Origin of the sequence: Streptomyces sp. NPDC048484 (assembly GCF_040651415.1) — a bacterium.
GTDB lineage: Bacteria > Actinomycetota > Actinomycetes > Streptomycetales > Streptomycetaceae > Streptomyces.
On the sequence record NZ_JBEZJY010000005.1, the window covers coordinates 1 to 17,128 of the forward strand.

General features: G+C 68.9%; 14 protein-coding genes. 7 read left to right on the forward strand and 7 right to left on the reverse strand.

The annotated features are described in order from the left end of the window. Positions 1-118 precede the first annotated feature (118 nt). On the reverse strand, positions 119-1,396 hold the full coding sequence (locus AB0D14_RS06250) for an alginate lyase family protein (RefSeq protein WP_362775387.1): 1,278 nt from the start codon (positions 1,394-1,396) through the stop codon (positions 119-121). Between the two features lie 99 nt (positions 1,397-1,495). Continuing rightward, positions 1,496-3,829 (reverse strand): Tat pathway signal sequence domain protein, encoded by a 2,334-nt coding sequence (locus AB0D14_RS06255; RefSeq protein ID WP_362775389.1) that lies wholly within the window; start codon positions 3,827-3,829, stop codon positions 1,496-1,498. A 291-nt stretch (positions 3,830-4,120) separates the two neighbouring features. Here AB0D14_RS06255 and AB0D14_RS06260 point away from each other — a divergent pair, with 291 nt between their 5' ends. Beyond that, on the forward strand, positions 4,121-4,810 hold the full coding sequence (locus AB0D14_RS06260; RefSeq protein WP_362775391.1) for a polysaccharide lyase family 7 protein: 690 nt from the start codon (positions 4,121-4,123) through the stop codon (positions 4,808-4,810). Continuing rightward, complete coding sequence (locus tag AB0D14_RS06265; RefSeq protein WP_362775393.1) at positions 4,807-4,929, forward strand: hypothetical protein; 123 nt, start codon at positions 4,807-4,809, stop codon at positions 4,927-4,929. The genes AB0D14_RS06260 and AB0D14_RS06265 overlap by 4 nt, the downstream gene beginning before the upstream one ends. Before the next feature lie 9 nt (positions 4,930-4,938). Here AB0D14_RS06265 and AB0D14_RS06270 read toward each other — a convergent pair whose 3' ends face one another. Then, positions 4,939-5,466, reverse strand: coding sequence for a GNAT family N-acetyltransferase (locus AB0D14_RS06270; protein WP_362775395.1), 528 nt, complete (start codon positions 5,464-5,466; stop codon positions 4,939-4,941). A 38-nt stretch (positions 5,467-5,504) separates the two neighbouring features. Then, on the reverse strand, positions 5,505-6,422 hold the full coding sequence (locus AB0D14_RS06275) for a hypothetical protein (protein WP_362775397.1): 918 nt from the start codon (positions 6,420-6,422) through the stop codon (positions 5,505-5,507). 377 nt (positions 6,423-6,799) lie between these two features. On the opposite strand from AB0D14_RS06275, the gene gcl reads away from it, so the two are divergent. Then, positions 6,800-8,584, forward strand: a complete 1,785-nt coding sequence (gene gcl / locus AB0D14_RS06280) for a glyoxylate carboligase (RefSeq protein ID WP_362775399.1) — start codon at positions 6,800-6,802, stop codon at positions 8,582-8,584. Positions 8,585-8,641: 57 nt separating this feature from the next. On the opposite strand, the gene AB0D14_RS06285 is transcribed toward gcl, so the two are convergent. The 3 genes from AB0D14_RS06285 to AB0D14_RS06295 all read right to left on the reverse strand — a co-directional run bounded on the left by AB0D14_RS06285 (position 8,642) and on the right by AB0D14_RS06295 (position 11,079). After that, positions 8,642-8,806, reverse strand: coding sequence for a hypothetical protein (locus AB0D14_RS06285; RefSeq protein WP_362775401.1), 165 nt, complete (start codon positions 8,804-8,806; stop codon positions 8,642-8,644). A gap of 453 nt (positions 8,807-9,259) precedes the next feature. Next, on the reverse strand, positions 9,260-10,174 hold the full coding sequence (locus AB0D14_RS06290; RefSeq protein WP_362775403.1) for a 2-hydroxy-3-oxopropionate reductase: 915 nt from the start codon (positions 10,172-10,174) through the stop codon (positions 9,260-9,262). A gap of 47 nt (positions 10,175-10,221) precedes the next feature. Continuing rightward, positions 10,222-11,079 (reverse strand): TIM barrel protein, encoded by an 858-nt coding sequence (locus tag AB0D14_RS06295; RefSeq protein WP_362775405.1) that lies wholly within the window; start codon positions 11,077-11,079, stop codon positions 10,222-10,224. A 2,255-nt stretch (positions 11,080-13,334) separates the two neighbouring features. Between AB0D14_RS06295 and AB0D14_RS06300 the strand changes: the two genes are divergently transcribed. The 4 genes from AB0D14_RS06300 (at position 13,335) to AB0D14_RS06315 (ending at position 17,122) form a co-directional block, all read left to right on the forward strand. After that, the gene (locus AB0D14_RS06300) at positions 13,335-14,096 is read left to right on the forward strand and encodes a PIG-L deacetylase family protein (RefSeq protein ID WP_362775407.1); all 762 of its coding nucleotides are present in this window, start codon (positions 13,335-13,337) and stop codon (positions 14,094-14,096) included. A 613-nt stretch (positions 14,097-14,709) separates the two neighbouring features. After that, positions 14,710-15,759, forward strand: coding sequence for a polyprenyl synthetase family protein (locus tag AB0D14_RS06305; RefSeq protein WP_362775409.1), 1,050 nt, complete (start codon positions 14,710-14,712; stop codon positions 15,757-15,759). 117 nt (positions 15,760-15,876) lie between these two features. Next, a complete protein-coding gene (locus AB0D14_RS06310; protein WP_362775795.1) occupies positions 15,877-16,800 on the forward strand; it encodes a beta-ketoacyl-ACP synthase 3 in 924 nt (307 codons plus the stop codon). 79 nt (positions 16,801-16,879) lie between these two features. Next, entirely contained in the window at positions 16,880-17,122 is a 243-nt protein-coding gene (locus AB0D14_RS06315; RefSeq protein ID WP_362775411.1) for an acyl carrier protein, read from the forward strand. Positions 17,123-17,128: the final 6 nt, after the last annotated feature.

Genomic DNA, 17,128 nt, shown 5'->3' on the forward strand with positions numbered 1-17,128 from the left:
CCCGCCGCCCCCCCCCCCGCGGGCGGGGGGGGGGGGCGGGGTACCCCCCCCCGCCGCCCGACCCGGCCGCGTTCGTGCGTATCGGCGTGCGTATCGGCGGCTGCCGGTCGCGCGCCGGTCAGCCCGTGATGGAGTCCAGTTGCTCCGCCGCCGGGCGCAGGGCCCACAGGTCGCCGCCCGGTGGCTCCTCCAGCGAGCGGACGGCCCGCTGCGCCTGCCGGTCGCCCGCGTCGGCGGCCGCGTGCACCACGTCGGTTGCCGCGTACCGGTGGAACTCAAGCTCCGGATGCGGCCAGGCGCCAGCCGCCGTCGCGGCGGGCAGCAGGTAGTCCACCGCCTTGAACAGGCTCTGTCCGTCGGGGCCCCGGTACTTCCACAGGTTCACGCCGACGTGCTCGCCGATGGCCGCGAGCCGGGTGTAGGCGACCAGGTCGAAGGTCGAGTAGTGCCAACTGCGCGTCCGCGCCAGTTCCTGGGGCTGGCTGCCGTCGGCGGCGATCTGCGGGGCGATGCGCGTGCTCCCCGCGTTCAGGACCGTTCGCCGGGCCAGTTTCCGGTCGCCGGTCGCGTAGGCGAGGGCGGCGACCTGCATGTCGTAGAAGGTGCCGTGGTTGTTCGCCGCGGCGGCCTCCTGCTTGCCGAAGTCGCTGTTCCTGAGCCAGTCGAGGAAGCCGGTGTTCCACCTCGCCATGCCGGAGCGGTCCGTCCTCGTCCAGCCGGTGGCGCCGGTGTCCAGGATGGCGAGTGCGTCGAGAACGCTGGTGTAGGACTGTGAGAAGTCGATGATGCCGATGGCGCGGCCGTCGTACTTGCAGGGGATGAACTGCGCGTGGTTCAGGTTCGGGTTCATCCTCGTGTCGGGGTCGAGAAACCAGGTGCGCAGGATCTGCCCGGCCTTTTCGGCGTACCGCTTCTCGCCGGTGTAGTACCAGGCGAGGGAGAGGTCGTACGCGGAGTCGAAGACCTTCTCGACGTCCTGGCGGTCGGTGCCGGTGTCGACCTCGGGGTTGCGTTCTCCGTCGCGCTGCACATACGGGCAGCCCCACGGGTTGTCGGCGGTCGGCGACGTGGAGGGCCACCAGTACGGGGCCTGACTGAGGTAGTCGTGGATGTCGCCACCGGGGGCCGGCCTGGGTTTGTCGACGACCGTCCAGGGGCCCTGGTTCAGCCATGTGTCGGCGCGGGCCGTCAACGCCCGGGCGGCTCGGCGCAGTCGCTGGTCGCCGTGGTCCAGGCGGATTTTTGCCTGTTGCAGTCGGGCGCCGTCGAGGACGGCGGTGTCCGGGGCTCTGGGCACCGGGTGCGCCGCCCCCGCCGAGGCGGTGGGTACGACAGCCCCGGCGATGAACGCGGCCAGGGCCGCCAGGAGGACACCCAACCGGTGGCGAGCGTTCATGGGTCAGCTCCGATCATGTAGGTGACTTCAGGAGGCCCGCCGCAACGGCAGGACAGCGGGCCGGGATCGTCCGCCGTCCCGCCGTTACGGCAGCCCCCGTTACGGCAGGCCCCAGGCCGCACCCGGTTCGCTGACGGCGACGGGCGCGATGACGAGGTCGGGCCGTGAGCCGGAGTGGACGAGCACCTCACGGCCCTTGGGCAGGTCGATGGAGAGGGTGCCGTCGCCCAGGTCGCGGGTGCGGGCCGGCGTGCCGTCGTCCAGCAGCACGGTGAGGCGCCCACTGAGGCCGTGGCGGAGTTCGAGGGGCTCGCCCGCCAGGCTCCTGATCCGGATGAACCGGGTCACCCCCGCCTTGCGGACGGCGCTGACCAGGAAGGCACCCTGGGTACGGAAGTCGTGCAGGGTGAGGTCGGCCCAGGCGGTCGGGACGGCCGGGAAGACGCGGATCACGCCGCCCCAGCTCTGGCAGAACATGTCGTGCAGGGATTGGGAGGCGGACAGCGGGGTCTCGATGACCGGGCCGGCCTCGGTGTAGTGCGTGTTGGGGCGGCAGGGGTACCGGGTGGTGGTGTCGAAGAACTTCCGCAGATACGTGATCGAGGTGTCGCCGTCGCCGGTCATCGCGTACATCGAGGCGGCCCCGGTGTAGCTGTAGCCCCGGTGGGCACCGGTCACCGCGTGCCAGCGGGTCACCGACTTCGTGATCAGTTCGCGGTTCTCCGGCTGGTCCCAGTTGACGAGGTACAGCGGATACACCATCAGCATGTGCGAATAGTGCCGGTGCGACACCGCGTACGGGGTGTCCGCGCCGATCATGAAGCCGTTGTCGTCGACCGGGTACGGCGTGAGCTTGGCCAGCACCTCCTGCCAACGCGGGGTCAACTCATCCTCGATGTCGAGGAGTTCGGCGGACTCGATGAGTGTCTGGCAGCCCCAGCGGATGAGAGCCAGGTCGTAGTTGGTGTCCTGCGGCGGCACGACGGGGTATTCGGGCGAGAGGGTGCTCGGCAGGTGGAGCTTTCCGTCGCTGCCCGGGGTGAGGAAGTGCAGGTAGTAGTTGATGGCCCGGCGCAGCACCGGGAAGATCGTGTCGCGCAGCAGTGACTTGTCCATGGAGTGGCGGTAGGACAGCCACACGTTGTGCAGCGCCCAGGTGAGGTCGCCGGTCTCGGCGCCGGTGCCCGGCCGCCCGACGCCGCGGTTGGCGAACATGTCGGAGCTGCGGCCGACGCCGGCGCTGTCGGAGCGGTAGGCGGCGGGCACGTTGGCGGTGAGCTGTTCCTGGTTCTGCCGCAGCGTGGTGGCGAGCGAGTCGAGTTCCGGGTGGTTGGACCCGTGGATGAGCCAGTACTCCAGCTGGACATTGAGGTTCCACCAGACCGCGGGCCAGGGCGTGGGCTCCAGCCACGGCCCGGAGGTGGCCATGACGGGGCCGCCCGCACGGCTGGCGGAGGCGACCTTGTAGAGCTGGATCCAGTGGAAACTCTGCAGCCGCTGGTCGGGGAACGAGACGAAGCTCTTGCGGTAGAACTCGTGCCACCAGCGGGTGTGCTTTCGTCTGAGGGCGCCGTACGACGTCGTGCGCCTGAGGTTGCGCAGCGAGTCGGCCTCGGCGGCGGTGTCGGAGGGCGAGCTGTGTCCGACGCTGAGCAGCAGCTCGTCCCCGGTGCGGCGGTACGCGGTGGCGGTCTGGCCGCCGCCGGTGAGGGACTGGAGCACCTGCTCGGTACCGTCGGCCTTGGTCCGAGTGGTCCAGGGCGGGTTGGCGGTGTAGTCGGCGGGCGGGGCCTCGCTCACGCGCCGGGGACTGATGGCCTCTTCGGGATGGAACGTCCAGGTGACCTGTTCGCCGCCCTTGGCCGTCACACGGGCGGCGAACACCTCGTCGTGGATGAGGGCGCTGAGGGTGAGCGTGCCCGCGGTCGTGGTGACGGTGCCGGTGAGTTCGGCGTTCCACAGGCTCAGCCGCCAGTCGACGGCCGTGATGGTGCCGACCGGGTCGAGCGTGAGGCGTCCGACGGGCAGTCGGCAGGTGCCCCAGCCGCTGCCGAACTCGGGCCGGTGGTCCTGGACGCGGCCGTGCTGGACGGTGAAGCGGATCCGGTTGGTGCCCGGCTCCTGGTAGATCATGCTGCCGAGCTGCCCGTCGCCGAGGAACGGGCCTTCGTACCAGAGGGTGGGCAGCTTGGTCCACAGCAGGTCCTGGCCGCGTAAAAAGCGTTCCCAGGCACCGTCGGTGGTCATCGTGTCGCGGAGTTTCCAGGGGCGTTTGCCGCCCCCGGCGACCGACTTGGTGCCGGCTGACGGTACTGACTGCGCGGGCTGTTCGGCGTGGGCGGTACCGGGCAGGGCCGCCGCGGCCGCTCCGCCCATCGCGGTGCCGAGTACGGCTCGGCGGGGCATCGGCGGGCGCTTCTGCTGTGAGGTCATTATCGTCCTCCAGGCCTGACGGATCGTCGATACATCGGGTGTATTGAGGAACCTAGGGACGCTACGTGCACCTGTCAATGATGTTGACGACCGTGAAGTCCGGTCCTGATTGGGCTATTTGTGAGCGGACCAGGTCTACGCGCTCGCGCCATGCCCACGTCAGCAACCTTGGCTGAAGTCCTTGACTCCTCCGATGTATTGAGGTTCTCTGCATCGCGCTCAGCTACCGCACCCCTTCACCTCTCCCTCACCCCTTCCCTCCCTCGCTCCCGCATCGGAAAGGACCACACGATGAACAGGAGAACCCTCTTACAGGCCGGGGCCGGCCTGCTGGCCGGTAGCGCCGCACTCGCCCTGCCCCGGTCCCCGCTCGCCGGCACGGCATCGGCCGTGTCGGCCGCCGACCCGACCGACGGCTGGACGCAGACCTCCTTCACGTACAGCTGGCAGAAACCCTGGAACCTGGACCTGAGCGACCGGCACAGCTCCGCCGGCGGCGTCGACCGCATGTGGGTGTACGCCACCGACGAGCCGTTCGAGGAGGACAGCTCCACCGACCCGCGCACCGAGATGCGCTGGAAGAACGACTACAAGACCGGCAACCGCATGTGGGACGCCGACGTCTACCTCCCGTCCGGCACCGACGGCGCTTCCTTCGTCCAGATCCTGCGGGGCGTCCACCCCTCGGGCACCCCCGCCACCGACATCATGCTCAACGTCTACAACACGGGCGGTGGCACCGTGCGGCGCTACGACGGCACGGTGCTCAAGACAGGGGCGTACAACAGCTGGTTCAACGTGAAGATCGCACACCAGGCGACCAGCGGGACCGGGACCATCAAGGTCTACTTCGACGACTCCCTCGTCCTGACGGTCGACGACCGGGGCCCCGCCACGCGCTACTTCAAGAACGGTGTGTACAACCACGGTTCCGGTCGCGTCGAGGCCCGTTTCCGCAACATCCGCTACTGGACGAGGTGACCGCGCTCCTGACGTCCGTCATCGGCGACGAGATCCGCTTCGGCGGCTCCGGCGGCTCCGGCGGAATCAGCGGAATCAAGGGCACGGTCGGCTCCATCCCTGTGGCCCCTGCCCCCTAGTGTGCAGCCCTAGGTGTGCAGCCCAAGCGGCTTTGCGGCCAGGTACATGCACACCCGGGGCCAGCGGTCCAGGCCGTGCTCGGCCTCCGCGGCACGGATCCTCCGTAGACCCGGGGTGAGTTCGCGCTCGCCCAGGACGCGGAAGCCGAGGCGCTCGTAGTAGGGCGCGTTCCAGGGAACCTCCGCGAAGGTAGTCAGCGTGAGACCGGTCAGACCCTGCCTGCGTGCGCGCTCGGCCGCGTACGTGATCAGGGTCCGACCCACTCCCTGGTGCGCGGCGTCCGGATGGACGGAGACCTGCTCGATGTGGAAGGCGCCGTCCAGGAGCTCACCGATCAGGTATGCGACGGGCCGGCCGGCGGCGTCGTCGGCGACCCAGGCATGGCCCGCTTTCCGGAAGCGCTCCAGAAGGCCGAGCGCGGGGGGCTCGTCGTCGGCGATCTCCGGCATCCCGAAGATGCGGAACGGCTCGCCCGCGGCACGTTCGATGTCCTGGAGCACGGGAAGGTCGGCGGAAGTGGCCGCTCTGACGGTCATACGGTCAAGTATGCGTCCCCTGGAACGAGTTGGGGCGGTCAGGCGCCGTCCGCCACGAGTTCGTCGGCGAGGCTGTTCGCCGGCTGCGGGGTGCCGGTGAGGTCCAGCACGAAGAGCGGGACGCCCAGCGAGTCGGCGCAGGCGCGGGCGTCCCGCTCGTAGCCGGCCAGCGAGAAGTAGACACAGCCCGCGGATTCCGTCATCGCCGTCAGCCACAGGCACTCCACGTCCCGGAGGGAGGCCGGGCGCACGGTCGGATCCACCTGGGCGATGATTCCGCGGGCCGCGAGACCGATCCCGGTGGGCGGCCGCTGGTCGGCCCGCCGGATGTCCCGGTACCCGAGCCAGCGCAGATAGAGCGCGGCGGCGGTCACGGCGTCCCGGGCCGTCCGGATGGTCACCGGCTGGAACGCGGCGCGGGGTGCCGGTTCGGTACGGGGGAGCGGAACGGCAGCGGGGAGGCGCTGGCGCCGGGGCCTGGGCGGCGGATGATGACCCGCCTCCTCAAGTGCGGCCTCCGAGTCCTCTGCACCGGAATCGGGACCCGAATCGGGGCCGGGGTCTGGGCCGGGGCCGAGGTCGGGATCGGCGGCGCCGACGGAGGCGGGCGGTGCGTCGTGGGCGCCCCGGCTCGTGTCGCTGTCGCTGCCGCTGCCGGCTCCCGGGCCGGCGTCTGTGCCGGGCTCGTCGCGCCCGGCCTCTACCACCGGTACTCGCAGCACCGTCCCGCACGGGCAGCCGAGTTCCGGCCGAGGCCACTGGTCCGCGCGTCCGCAGGCCACGCAGGTAATCGTCACCCAGCCCTCGTCCCAGGTGTGGTGGGTGACGGACTCGGGGCGTGCCCGCGGGTCGAGGACGGGTGCGACCGGCGCGCCGCACGCGCACGGATACGTCGGCGCCGCATAGACATGCTCGCGCCGACAGGCCGGACACCTCACCGGCACGCTCTCGGGCATGACCTCTCCAGAACACATGAACACGTGACACCGACATCGAAACGAACACAGAGACCAACTGAGGCACAGAAACCAAAACAGGCGCCGACACCACACGGGGACGGCCCCTCCATCGTCCTCCGGAACACCGCCCTCCGGCAGTCGATCGGTCGGACACCCCGCGATCGCTCCGTCCGCGCGCCGGCTTCCCGCTCTTGACGCCCTCCGGCCCCCCACTTACATTGCTTCCAGATAGTAGAAGTTACTTTCCGTATGGTGGAATTACGGCACGGAGTTCGAAGCTCTCCGCGGGGCGCGACGGAGGGACCGAATCCGACAGTCGACGGCTGACAGCTGCCAGCTGATCGCCGAAGCCGAAGTCGAAGCAGGAGTGCCCAATGGCTCGTATGACCGCTGCCCGCGCGGCAGTTGAGATCCTCAAGCGTGAGGGCGTCACCAACGCGTTCGGTGTTCCGGGCGCGGCGATCAACCCCTTCTACGCGGCGCTCAAGGCCGCAGGTGGCATCGGCCACACCCTTGCCCGCCATGTCGAGGGCGCAGCCCATATGGCGGAGGGCTACACCCGCACCGCGCCCGGCAACATCGGTGTCTGTATCGGGACCTCGGGCCCCGCCGGCACCGACATGATCACCGGTCTGTACTCCGCGACCGGCGACTCCATCCCGATCCTGTGTGTCACGGGCCAGGCCCCGACCGCTGTGATCCACAAGGAGGACTTCCAGGCCGTCGACATCGCGTCGATCGCCAAGCCGGTGGCCAAGATGGCGGTCACCGTGCTGGAGGCCGCCCAGGTGCCGGGCGTCTTTCAGCAGGCCTTCCACCTGATGCGCTCGGCCCGCCCGGGACCGGTCCTCATCGACCTGCCCATCGATGTCCAGCTCACGGAGATCGAGTTCGACCCGGAGACGTACGAGCCGCTGCCGGTCTACAAGCCGGCCGCGACCCGTGCCCAGGTCGAGAAGGCGTTCACGCTCCTCAACGAGTCCGAGCGGCCGCTGATCGTCGCGGGCGGGGGCATCATCAATGCCGACGCCTGCGAACTCCTCGTCGAACTGGCCGAGTTGACCGGCGTCCCGGTCGTCCCCACCCTCATGGGCTGGGGCATCATCCCCGACGACCACGAGCTGAACGCCGGCATGGTCGGCCTGCAGACCTCGCACCGCTACGGGAACGCGACCTTCCTGGAGTCCGACTTCGTCCTCGGTGTCGGTAACCGCTGGGCCAACCGGCACACCGGCAAGCTGGACGTCTACACGGCCGGACGGAAGTTCGTGCACGTCGATATCGAGCCCACCCAGATCGGCAGGATCTTCGCCCCGGACTACGGCATCGCATCCGACGCGAAGGCCGCGCTGGAGCTGTTCGTCGAGGTGGCGCGGGAGTCGAAGGCCGCGGGCAGGCTGCCGAACCGGTCCGCCTGGGCCCGGTCGGCCCAGGAGAAGAAGGCGTCCCTCCAGCGCCGTACGCACTTCGACGACATCCCCATCAAGCCGCAGCGCGTCTATGAGGAGATGAACAAGGCCTTCGGCCCCGAAACGCGGTACGTCACCACCATCGGGCTCTCGCAGATCGCCGGCGCACAGATGCTGCACGTCTACCGGCCGCGGCACTGGATCAACTGCGGTCAGGCGGGCCCGCTCGGCTGGACCGTCCCGGCCGCGCTCGGCGTCGCCAAGGCCGACCCCGACGCGCAGGTGGTCGCGCTCTCCGGCGACTACGACTTCCAGTTCATGATCGAGGAACTGGCCGTCGGGGCCCAGCACCGGATCCCGTATGTCCACGTACTGGTCAACAACGCCTACCTGGGCCTCATTCGCCAGGCCCAGCGGGCGTTCGACATCGACTTCCAGGTCAATCTGGAGTTCGAGAACGTCAACTCGCCAGAGCTGGGCGTGTACGGGGTCGACCACGTCAAGGTCGTCGAGGGGCTCGGCTGCAAGGCGATCCGCGTCACCGACCCGGCTGAGCTGGGCGCCGCCTTCGAGCAGGCGAAGAAGCTCGCGGCGGAGTTCCGGGTCCCGGTGGTGGTGGAGGCGGTCCTGGAGCGCGTCACCAACATCTCGATGTCCACGACCAACGACATCGGCAACGTCGTGGAGTTCGAAGAGATCGCGACCGAGCCGGGCCACGCACCCACGTCCATCAGGCCCCTGAAGGTCTGACCGGACGCAAAGCCGAGGCCCCGTCCTGACGAACCAGGACGGGGCCTCGCGTCGTGCTCAGTTCCAGCCGCCCCCGCCGCGGCCAGGACCGAACCCGGCGCCCCCGTGCTTTCCCCCGATCCGTGCGCCCGGCAGGGCGAACGTCACCGCGGAAACTGGTCCGCCCGGCGGCATGGCCGCCGCGTGCAGCCTGTGCCGAAGCGTCGTCAGACCAATGCTCATGCGTCCCACCCCCGTTTCAGGCCCAGCCCGCGGTGTCCCCCGTCATGGGGCCCGCCGCCCCCGTGCCGGCGGGCCCCATGTGTTGAGAATGTGCCCTGGAACACGGCGAGTTGAAGCCCCAGGGGTCATGTTCAGAGGTTGATTTGAGGGTTCCGTAGCTGACGTACGCATACAGACGTACGCCCGTATACGCACGTTCACAGACACACGCTCATAGACGTATGTGACGTATGTAGGGACGGCGGCATGTGCAGGGACAGCGACACATTCATGGACGGCGACACATCCAGAGACGGCGAAGAGCGCCGGGTACGGGACGCTCGGTCCGTACCCGGCGCTCTTCGCCCGGAGCCCCGGGTCCGGGGCCGTTGGTGCCGGGCGGCGCCGCCGCCTGGGCGCGACATGACAGGTGTCAGCGCCGGCGCCGCCCGGGATCTGGGGGGGGGAGGGCGGTCAGACCTGCGCGCCGGAGAGGCGCTCGACCGCCCGTAGCAGCGCGGAGTGGTCCAGGTCACCGTCGCCCTGCGTGCGCAGGGAGGCGACGAGCTGCGCGACCACGGCGCCGACGGGCAGCGCGGCGCCGACCGTGCGGGCGGCGTCCGTGACGATGCCCATGTCCTTGTGGTGCAGGTCGATACGGAAGCCCGGCCTGAAGTCGCGGTTCAGGAAGTTGTCCTTCTTGCGCGTCAGCACGGTCGAGCCGGCCAGGCCACCGTTCAGGACGTCGAGGGCTGCCTTCAGGTCGACGCCCGACTTCTCCAGGAAGACCACGGCCTCGGCGCACGCCTGGATGTTCACGGCGACGATCAGCTGGTTCGCGGCCTTCACGGTCTGGCCGGAGCCGTGCGGACCGCACAGCACGATGGTCCTGCCGAGTGCTTCGAAGATCGGCTCGGCCTGGTCGAAGTCGGCCTGCTCGCCGCCGACCATGATGGACAGTACGGCCTCGACCGCGCCGGCCTCACCACCGGACACCGGGGCGTCCAGGACTCGGATGCCCCGGCCCCTGCCTGCCTTCGCCAGGTCCACTGAGGTCTGCGGGGTGATGGAGGACATGTCGATCAGGAGCGCGCCGGACTTCGCGTTCTCAAGGATGCCGTCGGGTCCGTACGCGATGGCCTCGACCTGCGGGGAGGCGGGCACCATCGTGATCACGACGTCGGCGTCCCGAACGGCCTCGGCGATCGAGCCCGCCGCCGTGCCGCCCGCGGCGGTCAGCCGCTCCAGCTTGTCCTGCTCCAGCGTGAACCCGGTGACGTCGTATCCGGCCTTGACCAGGTTCTCCGACATGGGGGACCCCATGATGCCGAGACCGATCCAGGCGATCGTGGGGCGGGGCGTGCCGGCACTGTCGGCAGCGTTGCTCATGGTAGTGACGCCTCTCTAACTGCTGTGCTACATCGGGGAGTTGCCGCTCAGTGAGCGGCGCGGGCCTCGCGCGGGAGCCAGTCGAATGTCTCGGCGCTCGGCCGGTCGCCCGGCTTGTACTCCAGGCCGACCCAGCCCTCGTAGCCCTGTTTGCGCAGCAGGCCGAGCAGTTCTTCCAGCGGGAGCGAGCCGGTGCCGGGGGCGCCACGGCCAGGGTTGTCGGCGATCTGGACGTGGCCGGTCTGCGCGGCGTACCGCTCGATCACCGACGGGAGGTCCTCGCCGTTCATGGACAGGTGGTAGAGGTCCATCAGGAACCTGGCGTTGCCGAGCCCCGTCGCCTCGTTGACCTTGTCGACGACGGCGATTCCGGCCGGGGCGCTCACCAGCGGATAGAGCGGAGACTCCGGCCTGTTGAGGGTCTCGATCAGCAGGACCGCCCCGACCCGGTCGGCCGCACGGGCCGCCAGAACGAGGTTCTCCAGGGCGAGTTCGTCCTGTTCGGCCGGATCGACGCCCTCGACGCGGTTGCCGTACAGGGCGTTGAGAGCTGTGCACCCCAGAGACCGCGCGAAGTCCGCGGTCACGTCGATGTTCGCGCGGAACCGCTCGGACTCCTGACCGGGGATCGACAATGCGCCCCGGTCCGGGCCCGGCAGCTGTCCGGCGTAGAAGTTCAGGCCCGTGAGCTGTACGCCCGCGTCCTCGATCGCCTTCTTCAGGGCGTCGAGCTTCGCGGCACCGGGAGCGGGGGTGTCGGTCCAGGGCCACCAGAGCTCGACCGCGGTGAAGCCCGCCGCGGCGGCGGCCGCGGGGCGCTCCAGGAGCGGGAGCTCGGTGAAGAGGATCGACAGGTTGACGTTGAAGCGCTGCTCTGCGGCTGCGTCCATCGAGAAACCGGGCATATGGGTCGGCGCTCCCTTCCGTGGCGATCAATTCCGTATTGCGGAAGTTAGTTTCTGCTTTACGGAAAGGCTGCCTGTGTGGGGAGATCCTGTCAAGAGGGGGCGGCGGGAAAAGCACCCGAGCGCGCGGGCGGTCCTGGCGGGCATCCAGAAGGTGCCTCCAGTAGGCGAGGAGCGACGCGTCGATGATGGAGAAGTGCGAGGCGAAGTAGACGAGCAATCGTGCGTAGTTCCCAGGAGACCTGCTGCACCGCGACGCAATACGTGCCGTTCTCGTCCGCGTGAACGTGTTGAACGCCTGCGCCCTTGTGAAAGGGCGGTTGGGTCGGTGCGGGGTTCGCGCGCTGTCGCAGTGATGTGTCCACGTGGTTGTCCGCGCCAGGGCTCGCGCCAGGGCTCGTCTCGTGCACGGGCGGCGTCGGCCTGTGGGCCGGCGGGGGAAGCTTGCCAGGGCCTGCCTGAGGTGGGTGAGAGCAGCTTGGGACTTGGCGAGGCGAGTGTGTGTGAGGGCGCGGGCCCGGCGTTCGTCGTCCTCTCTGTGCTGCAGGGCCGATTCCCCGAAACGGCCCGCCGAAGAAACCGACGCACCGTCACCAAAGATCGAGGCCGAGCTCCTTTCCTGCGGGGTGAGGTGTGCCCCATGCGGCACGTTCTCCGTGCGATGTGGTGCGCGTCGGATTGGTACCCCGACGGTTTTGCGCGAAGGTGGAGGCGGGAAGGCTACATACTTGCCTGTAAAAGTCAGTGGCGCCTGCTCGGAGAGCCTCTTTGAACTCTTGCAGGATTGGCGGAGGTGGGGACGGCCGCGGCGATTGACGATATTCGATTTCTGTCTGCATCGGGCTCTGTGGAAGACCCGCCAGAACTTCAGACGGGTCACGCCTCGCTGCGCCGGTCTCCGTGTCGCCGAGCGCGCGCGGCTGACCGTTCGCTGAGTCGGCGACAAGTTGCGGCCGGGCGTGCGCCCAATCGGTTCTGTCACCCACCGCTCGGAGCCCAGGCAGGTGTGGTCGGCACGTTCCGGAACGCCTTGGCGTTCGCGGATCCGGACGACTCTCGCGTGTCAATCGACCTTGTTCCCTGGTCTTACCCAGGACATTACGAGAATCGGTCACCGTGCGGGAACCGACCTCAGCAGGCATGTTCGCGAGGACCTCGCTGCCGTCGTCGACTCCGTGGTGGGACAGGCCACTTCCTACCCGTCGAATGCAAGAGCACCTACTGCTTCACCACTATGAAACCCCAGGTCACGACCACGAATTGAGATCTCCAACGCACCCGGAGCGATTCAGCCTGAGTTACGGCTCCGGCGCCGTCGAGGGCCCACAACAATAAGATCAAGGTGCTGATGCGCCAGAAGTTCGGCTCGGCCAATTTTCACCTTCTGCGAAAACACGTCCTTTGCGCCCTGTAGAGTCGGTCGTTGTAGCGGCCTGAACGGTTACCAGATCGCGGATTCCTGATCGCGGTTGCGGTGGCCCGCCGTGGTCTTGGCACGGAAAGTGATCCAGAAAAACGATTCACTCGTCGACGACACTTTGTCTGCTGTGCTGCGGCCGCAGAGATGGTCATGCTGGCTGGCCGTCGCACCGACGTTGTGCGGCAGGCGGCCCAACGAAAGAGCGTTTTTTGGTATTGATCGACAATCGGTGAGCGTGTCGCTCCGGAACGCTCACTGTGTTCGGAGATGGTTCCGCAATGGAAGACCCTTTCGCTTTGTGTGCTGCCGCCCTCGCGGGGCCGCCGCACGAGACCAGGCAGCAGCCCCTCATCAACCGCGCGGAGGAGATGAGTGAGCTTCGTCCTGAGGAGGGTTTCGAGCAACTGGAAGCCCAAGCAAAAATCCCCGCCCCGGGCCCTACTGACGTTTCCCCAAGGTCGGGGAGTTAGCATTTCTGCAGGTCGCGCATGGGACTCGTCTGCGGCCCCGGCCTCGTGCGCCGATGGCGCCGTCCGGCATCGCGACGGCGTTGTCGAAGCAGCTCTCGGTCCGGCCCAGGCTTTGCCTGTGCCCTGACATGCCAATTCGCTCGCGCAGTTGGCGGAAGGCGCACTCCGGGCCGCGGTCGTTGTGGTCAGGCAGCCGTGCTCCAGGTGGCTCAGCGCCGTAGCCATGTTCTTCCTCGACATCGGATACGCCACCGGACGCATCACCCTGACCGGGCTCACCGCCCGGCTCGCTGTCCGCTGGGCCGGGGCTCATCGGCACCTCCAAACAGCGGACGGCGGGCCCCGAACACGGAAGGATGGCCGACATGACACTGCCTGCCCTTCCCGAGGAGTCCTTCCAGCGTGTGCTCTGCGTCGTCGCGCACCCTGACGACATGGAGTACGGCACGTCCGCGGCCGTCGCTCGCTGGACCGCGCGCGGCATCGAGGTCGGTTACCTCCTGCTCACCCGCGGCGAGGCCGGTATGCCGAACCCTCCCGAGGAGACGGCACGCCTGCGCGTCGCCGAGCAGCAGGCCGCCTGCACCGTCGTCGGCGTCAAGCACCTGACCGTCCTCGAACACCCGGACGGCGTGCTTGTCTACGGCCTCGACCTGCGCCGGGACATCTGCCGGGAGATCCGCCGGTTCAAGCCCGACGTCGTACTCGGCACCGGTTACGAGATCGAGACGCCCTATGGCTTCGACCAGGCCGACCACCGCGCGACCGGGCTCGCAACGCTCGACGCGGTGCGCGACGCGGGCAACCGGTGGGTCTTCCCGGAGCAGGTCGACGACGAGGACCTCGAACCGCACTCCGTGCGCTGGCTCATCGTCCCCGGACTCGCCGGCTCCGGCGCGACCCACGGCGTCGAGGTCACGGGTGAGCCGCTGCGCCGCGGCGTCGCCTCGCTCCAGGCGCACGCCGCGTACCTGGCCGCGCTCCCGGACCACCCCGCCCCCGAGGACCTCATCCCGATGTTCACCGCGATGAGCGGCAAGGCCATGGGCGTTGAGCACGCCGTCCTGTTCCGCGCCCACGATCTGCAGGCACCGCCGGAGTTCTTCACCGAGGCTGTGCAGGACTGACTCGGCGTCACCCGGTGACGATCTGCCCGTAGATCTTGAGTCGGAGGCGCCGTAGTTCCACCGGAAGACGGGGCGGCGGATCGGCGTGATCTCGTGCGCGAGGGCCTCATCGGCTCGCTGCCCTCGCTGCCCTCGCTGCCCTCTCGCCCCGCCGCCCCCGCACGCCCCGCCGCACACGTCGCCCCCGCACGCCTCGCCGGCCTGTGCCGCCCGCGGCGAGCCGCCGGGGCCGACCGTGTGGCCTGTTCGGGCCCCGTCGGCCCGCACCCAGTTCCGTGGCGTCTCCCCGGTTGATCCTCAGATCCTTGCCGACACCTTCCACAAGGTGTCCACGCTCAGTGGGGCAGGCTCCCGCCCCCGGTCGCGGGACAACCCGCCCCCGATCGCGAGATCAGGAGACAAGAGGCGGCAGGTCGGCACGCATTCACAACTGCACAAGGTTTCACCCTGTTCATGGATCGACCTCTCCTGAAGGTGGCCGGAGCAGCCGGGGTCGGTATGTGATGGAGAGGAAGCGCCGCGATGAGCCCCGCTGGGCGTTGAGCAGTTCGGCCGGGCCAGTGGTCACATCCTGCTCGGTAGACGCTGCCCCCACGAATCGAGGTATCACGCCATGCCGTCTCGCACTGTCTCCGGTCCGAATGCTCGTCCTCAGGACGTCGAACTGCTGCAGGAATCGGCGAGGTTGACGCGCGCTGCGTTACGCGACTGGGTGAACCGTCTGCCCGACGAGATGGCCCGAGTCGCCGGGTATCACCTGGGCTGGCTCGACGCGAGGGGCGAACCGGTGCATGCGCGCCATGCCGGCAAGTCCGTGCGCCCGGCGCTGGTGTACGCCTGTGCCAGGGCGGTGGGTGGCCGGCCCCAGGACGCCGTGCCCGCCGCAGTCGCTGTGGAGTTGGTACACAACTTCTCCCTGATCCACGACGACGTCATTGACCGGGACCGGCTGCGTCGCCATCGGCCCACGGTGTGGGCGGCTCTGGGGACTCCGGCGGCGCTGCTGGGCGGAGACGCCTTGCTGGCCCTGGCCTCGCGTGTACTGGCCGAGACTTCCGGCCGGAACAGCGCGCGCATGACCGCCGTTCTCACCCGGTCGACGTTGGACCTGATCGAGGGAGAGGCGGCTGACTCCGCGTTCGAACAACGAGACGCCATCGACGAGGCCGACTATCGCGCGATGGCCGCCGGCAAGACCGGTGCGCTGATGGGCGCGGCGTGTGCCTTGGGTGTGTTGGCGGCGGGCGGGTCGGAGGACCGCGCGCGGCATCTGACGCGGTTCGGAGTCTGCCTCGGGGTGGCCTTCCAGATAGCTGATGACCTGCTCGGACTGTTCGGCAGCCCGGGCCGCACCGGCAAGCCCGTGGGTAATGACCTGGCCGCACGGAAGAAGTCCCACCCCATCGTGGCCGCCTTGAATTCGTCCACCTCGGCGGGGCGGGAACTGGCCGCACTGTATGCCCGTACCGAGCGGCTCACGGACGAACAGGTGGCCAGGGCGGTGGACCTGGTCGTGCTGGCCGACGGGGAGCGAATGGCCCGGCAGGCCATCGAAGCCGAACTGCGGCAGGCCTTCCAGGCGCTGGCCCGCGCCGAACCCTCCGCCGAGGCGCTGGAGGACCTGACGACGCTTGCCCAGTTGATGACCAACCGCAGCCACTGACCGCGGCAGACGCTCCGCATGGTCGTCGAAGCAAAGGGAGTCAGAAGTGAACGAGGTGCAAGAGGACCGCGAAGCACCTGTCGCCGCGTTGGGCCGCGGGCCCAGTGCCGGGTCGCCATCGTCGGTGTCGGCGCCTACCGGCCCGTGGCCGTAGTGACGAACGAAGAGGCGGCCACCTCCGCCGGGGTGAGCGCCGACTGGATCTCCCAGCGGGTCGGCGTCGAGGAGCGGCGTCACGCGGACGGTGACGAGACAGTGGTGGCGATGGCCGTCGAGGCCGCCAGGGAGGCACTCGCCGATGGCGGGCGCACCGCCGACGACATCGACGTCGTACTGCTCGCCACGTGTTCGATGCCGTCCCCCATGCCCAACGGCGCGGCCTCCGTCGCCTCGGGCCTGGGGTGTCCTGCGGCGGCCGCGTTCGACCTGAACGCGGCTTGCTCGGGCTTCTGCCATGGTCTTGCCGTCGCGGACGCGTTGATCCGAGCGGGAACCGCCCGTGGCGTCATGGTGATCGGCTCGGAACGGATGACCGACTGGGTCTCGGCCGAAGACCGCAGCACCGGACCGATCTTCGCCGATGGTGCGGCCGCGGCGCTGGTCGTGCCATCGGCCGAGCCGGCGATCTTCCCTGTCGCCTGGGGCAGCGACGGCCGGAACGCCGACCTCATCAAGATCCCCGGAAACACGGGTGAGATGGAGATGGTGGGGCGCAAGGTGTTCCGCTGGACCACCACCGCGCTCGCCGAAGTCGCGAAGACCGCCTGTGAACGAGCAGGGATGGTGCCCGCGAACCTCAAGGCCTTCGTCCCGCACCAGGCCAATCTGCGCATCATCGAACATCTGAGCCGCGCCATCGACGCCCCCGGCCTGGTGACCGCCAATGATGTGGTCAGCGCGGGAAACACCTCCGCCGCCTCCGTACCGCTGGCCCTGCACATGTTGCGTCAGCGAGGCGAGGTCGGCAGTGGCGACCCCGTCCTGCTCTTCGGGTTCGGCGCAGGGCTGACGTACGCGGCACAGGTCGTCCTCTGTCCGTGACCCGTCCGGCGAACACACGTATCGATGACCCGTCCGGCGAACGAACGTATCGGTCGAACAACCCCTCAAGGAGAGCCCCATGCCCGTGGAACAGGACACGCTGAAGCACGTTCAGAGCATCATCGCCGTGATCACCAAGAGGGACGCCGAGGACATCAGGCCGGATCACCGGCTGGTGGCGGACCTTGGGCTCGACTCCCTTCAGATCGTGGAAGTCACCACGAAGCTGCAGAAGGCCGTGGGCAAGCTCATTGACGACGATCTCCTGAATGCCGAAGGGGCGACCGTCGGCCGCTGTGCCCAGATCGCACAGCAGGGATGACCAGGC

Bases quoted from the DNA above. Each gene is read 5' to 3' on its own strand.
- AB0D14_RS06250 (WP_362775387.1), bottom strand. From the start codon at position 1,396: ATGAACGCTCGCCACCGGTTGGGTGTCCTCCTGGCGGCCCTGGCCGCG.
- AB0D14_RS06270 (WP_362775395.1), bottom strand. From the start codon at position 5,466: ATGACCGTCAGAGCGGCCACTTCCGCCGACCTTCCCGTGCTCCAGGAC.
- AB0D14_RS06260 (WP_362775391.1), top strand. From the start codon at position 4,121: ATGAACAGGAGAACCCTCTTACAGGCCGGGGCCGGCCTGCTGGCCGGT.
- AB0D14_RS06290 (WP_362775403.1), bottom strand. From the start codon at position 10,174: ATGAGCAACGCTGCCGACAGTGCCGGCACGCCCCGCCCCACGATCGCC.
- gcl (WP_362775399.1), top strand. From the start codon at position 6,800: ATGGCTCGTATGACCGCTGCCCGCGCGGCAGTTGAGATCCTCAAGCGT.
- AB0D14_RS06300 (WP_362775407.1), top strand. From the start codon at position 13,335: ATGACACTGCCTGCCCTTCCCGAGGAGTCCTTCCAGCGTGTGCTCTGC.
- AB0D14_RS06285 (WP_362775401.1), bottom strand. From the start codon at position 8,806: ATGAGCATTGGTCTGACGACGCTTCGGCACAGGCTGCACGCGGCGGCC.
- AB0D14_RS06275 (WP_362775397.1), bottom strand. From the start codon at position 6,422: ATGCCCGAGAGCGTGCCGGTGAGGTGTCCGGCCTGTCGGCGCGAGCAT.
- AB0D14_RS06305 (WP_362775409.1), top strand. From the start codon at position 14,710: ATGCCGTCTCGCACTGTCTCCGGTCCGAATGCTCGTCCTCAGGACGTC.
- AB0D14_RS06255 (WP_362775389.1), bottom strand. From the start codon at position 3,829: ATGACCTCACAGCAGAAGCGCCCGCCGATGCCCCGCCGAGCCGTACTC.
- AB0D14_RS06295 (WP_362775405.1), bottom strand. From the start codon at position 11,079: ATGCCCGGTTTCTCGATGGACGCAGCCGCAGAGCAGCGCTTCAACGTC.
- AB0D14_RS06315 (WP_362775411.1), top strand. From the start codon at position 16,880: ATGCCCGTGGAACAGGACACGCTGAAGCACGTTCAGAGCATCATCGCC.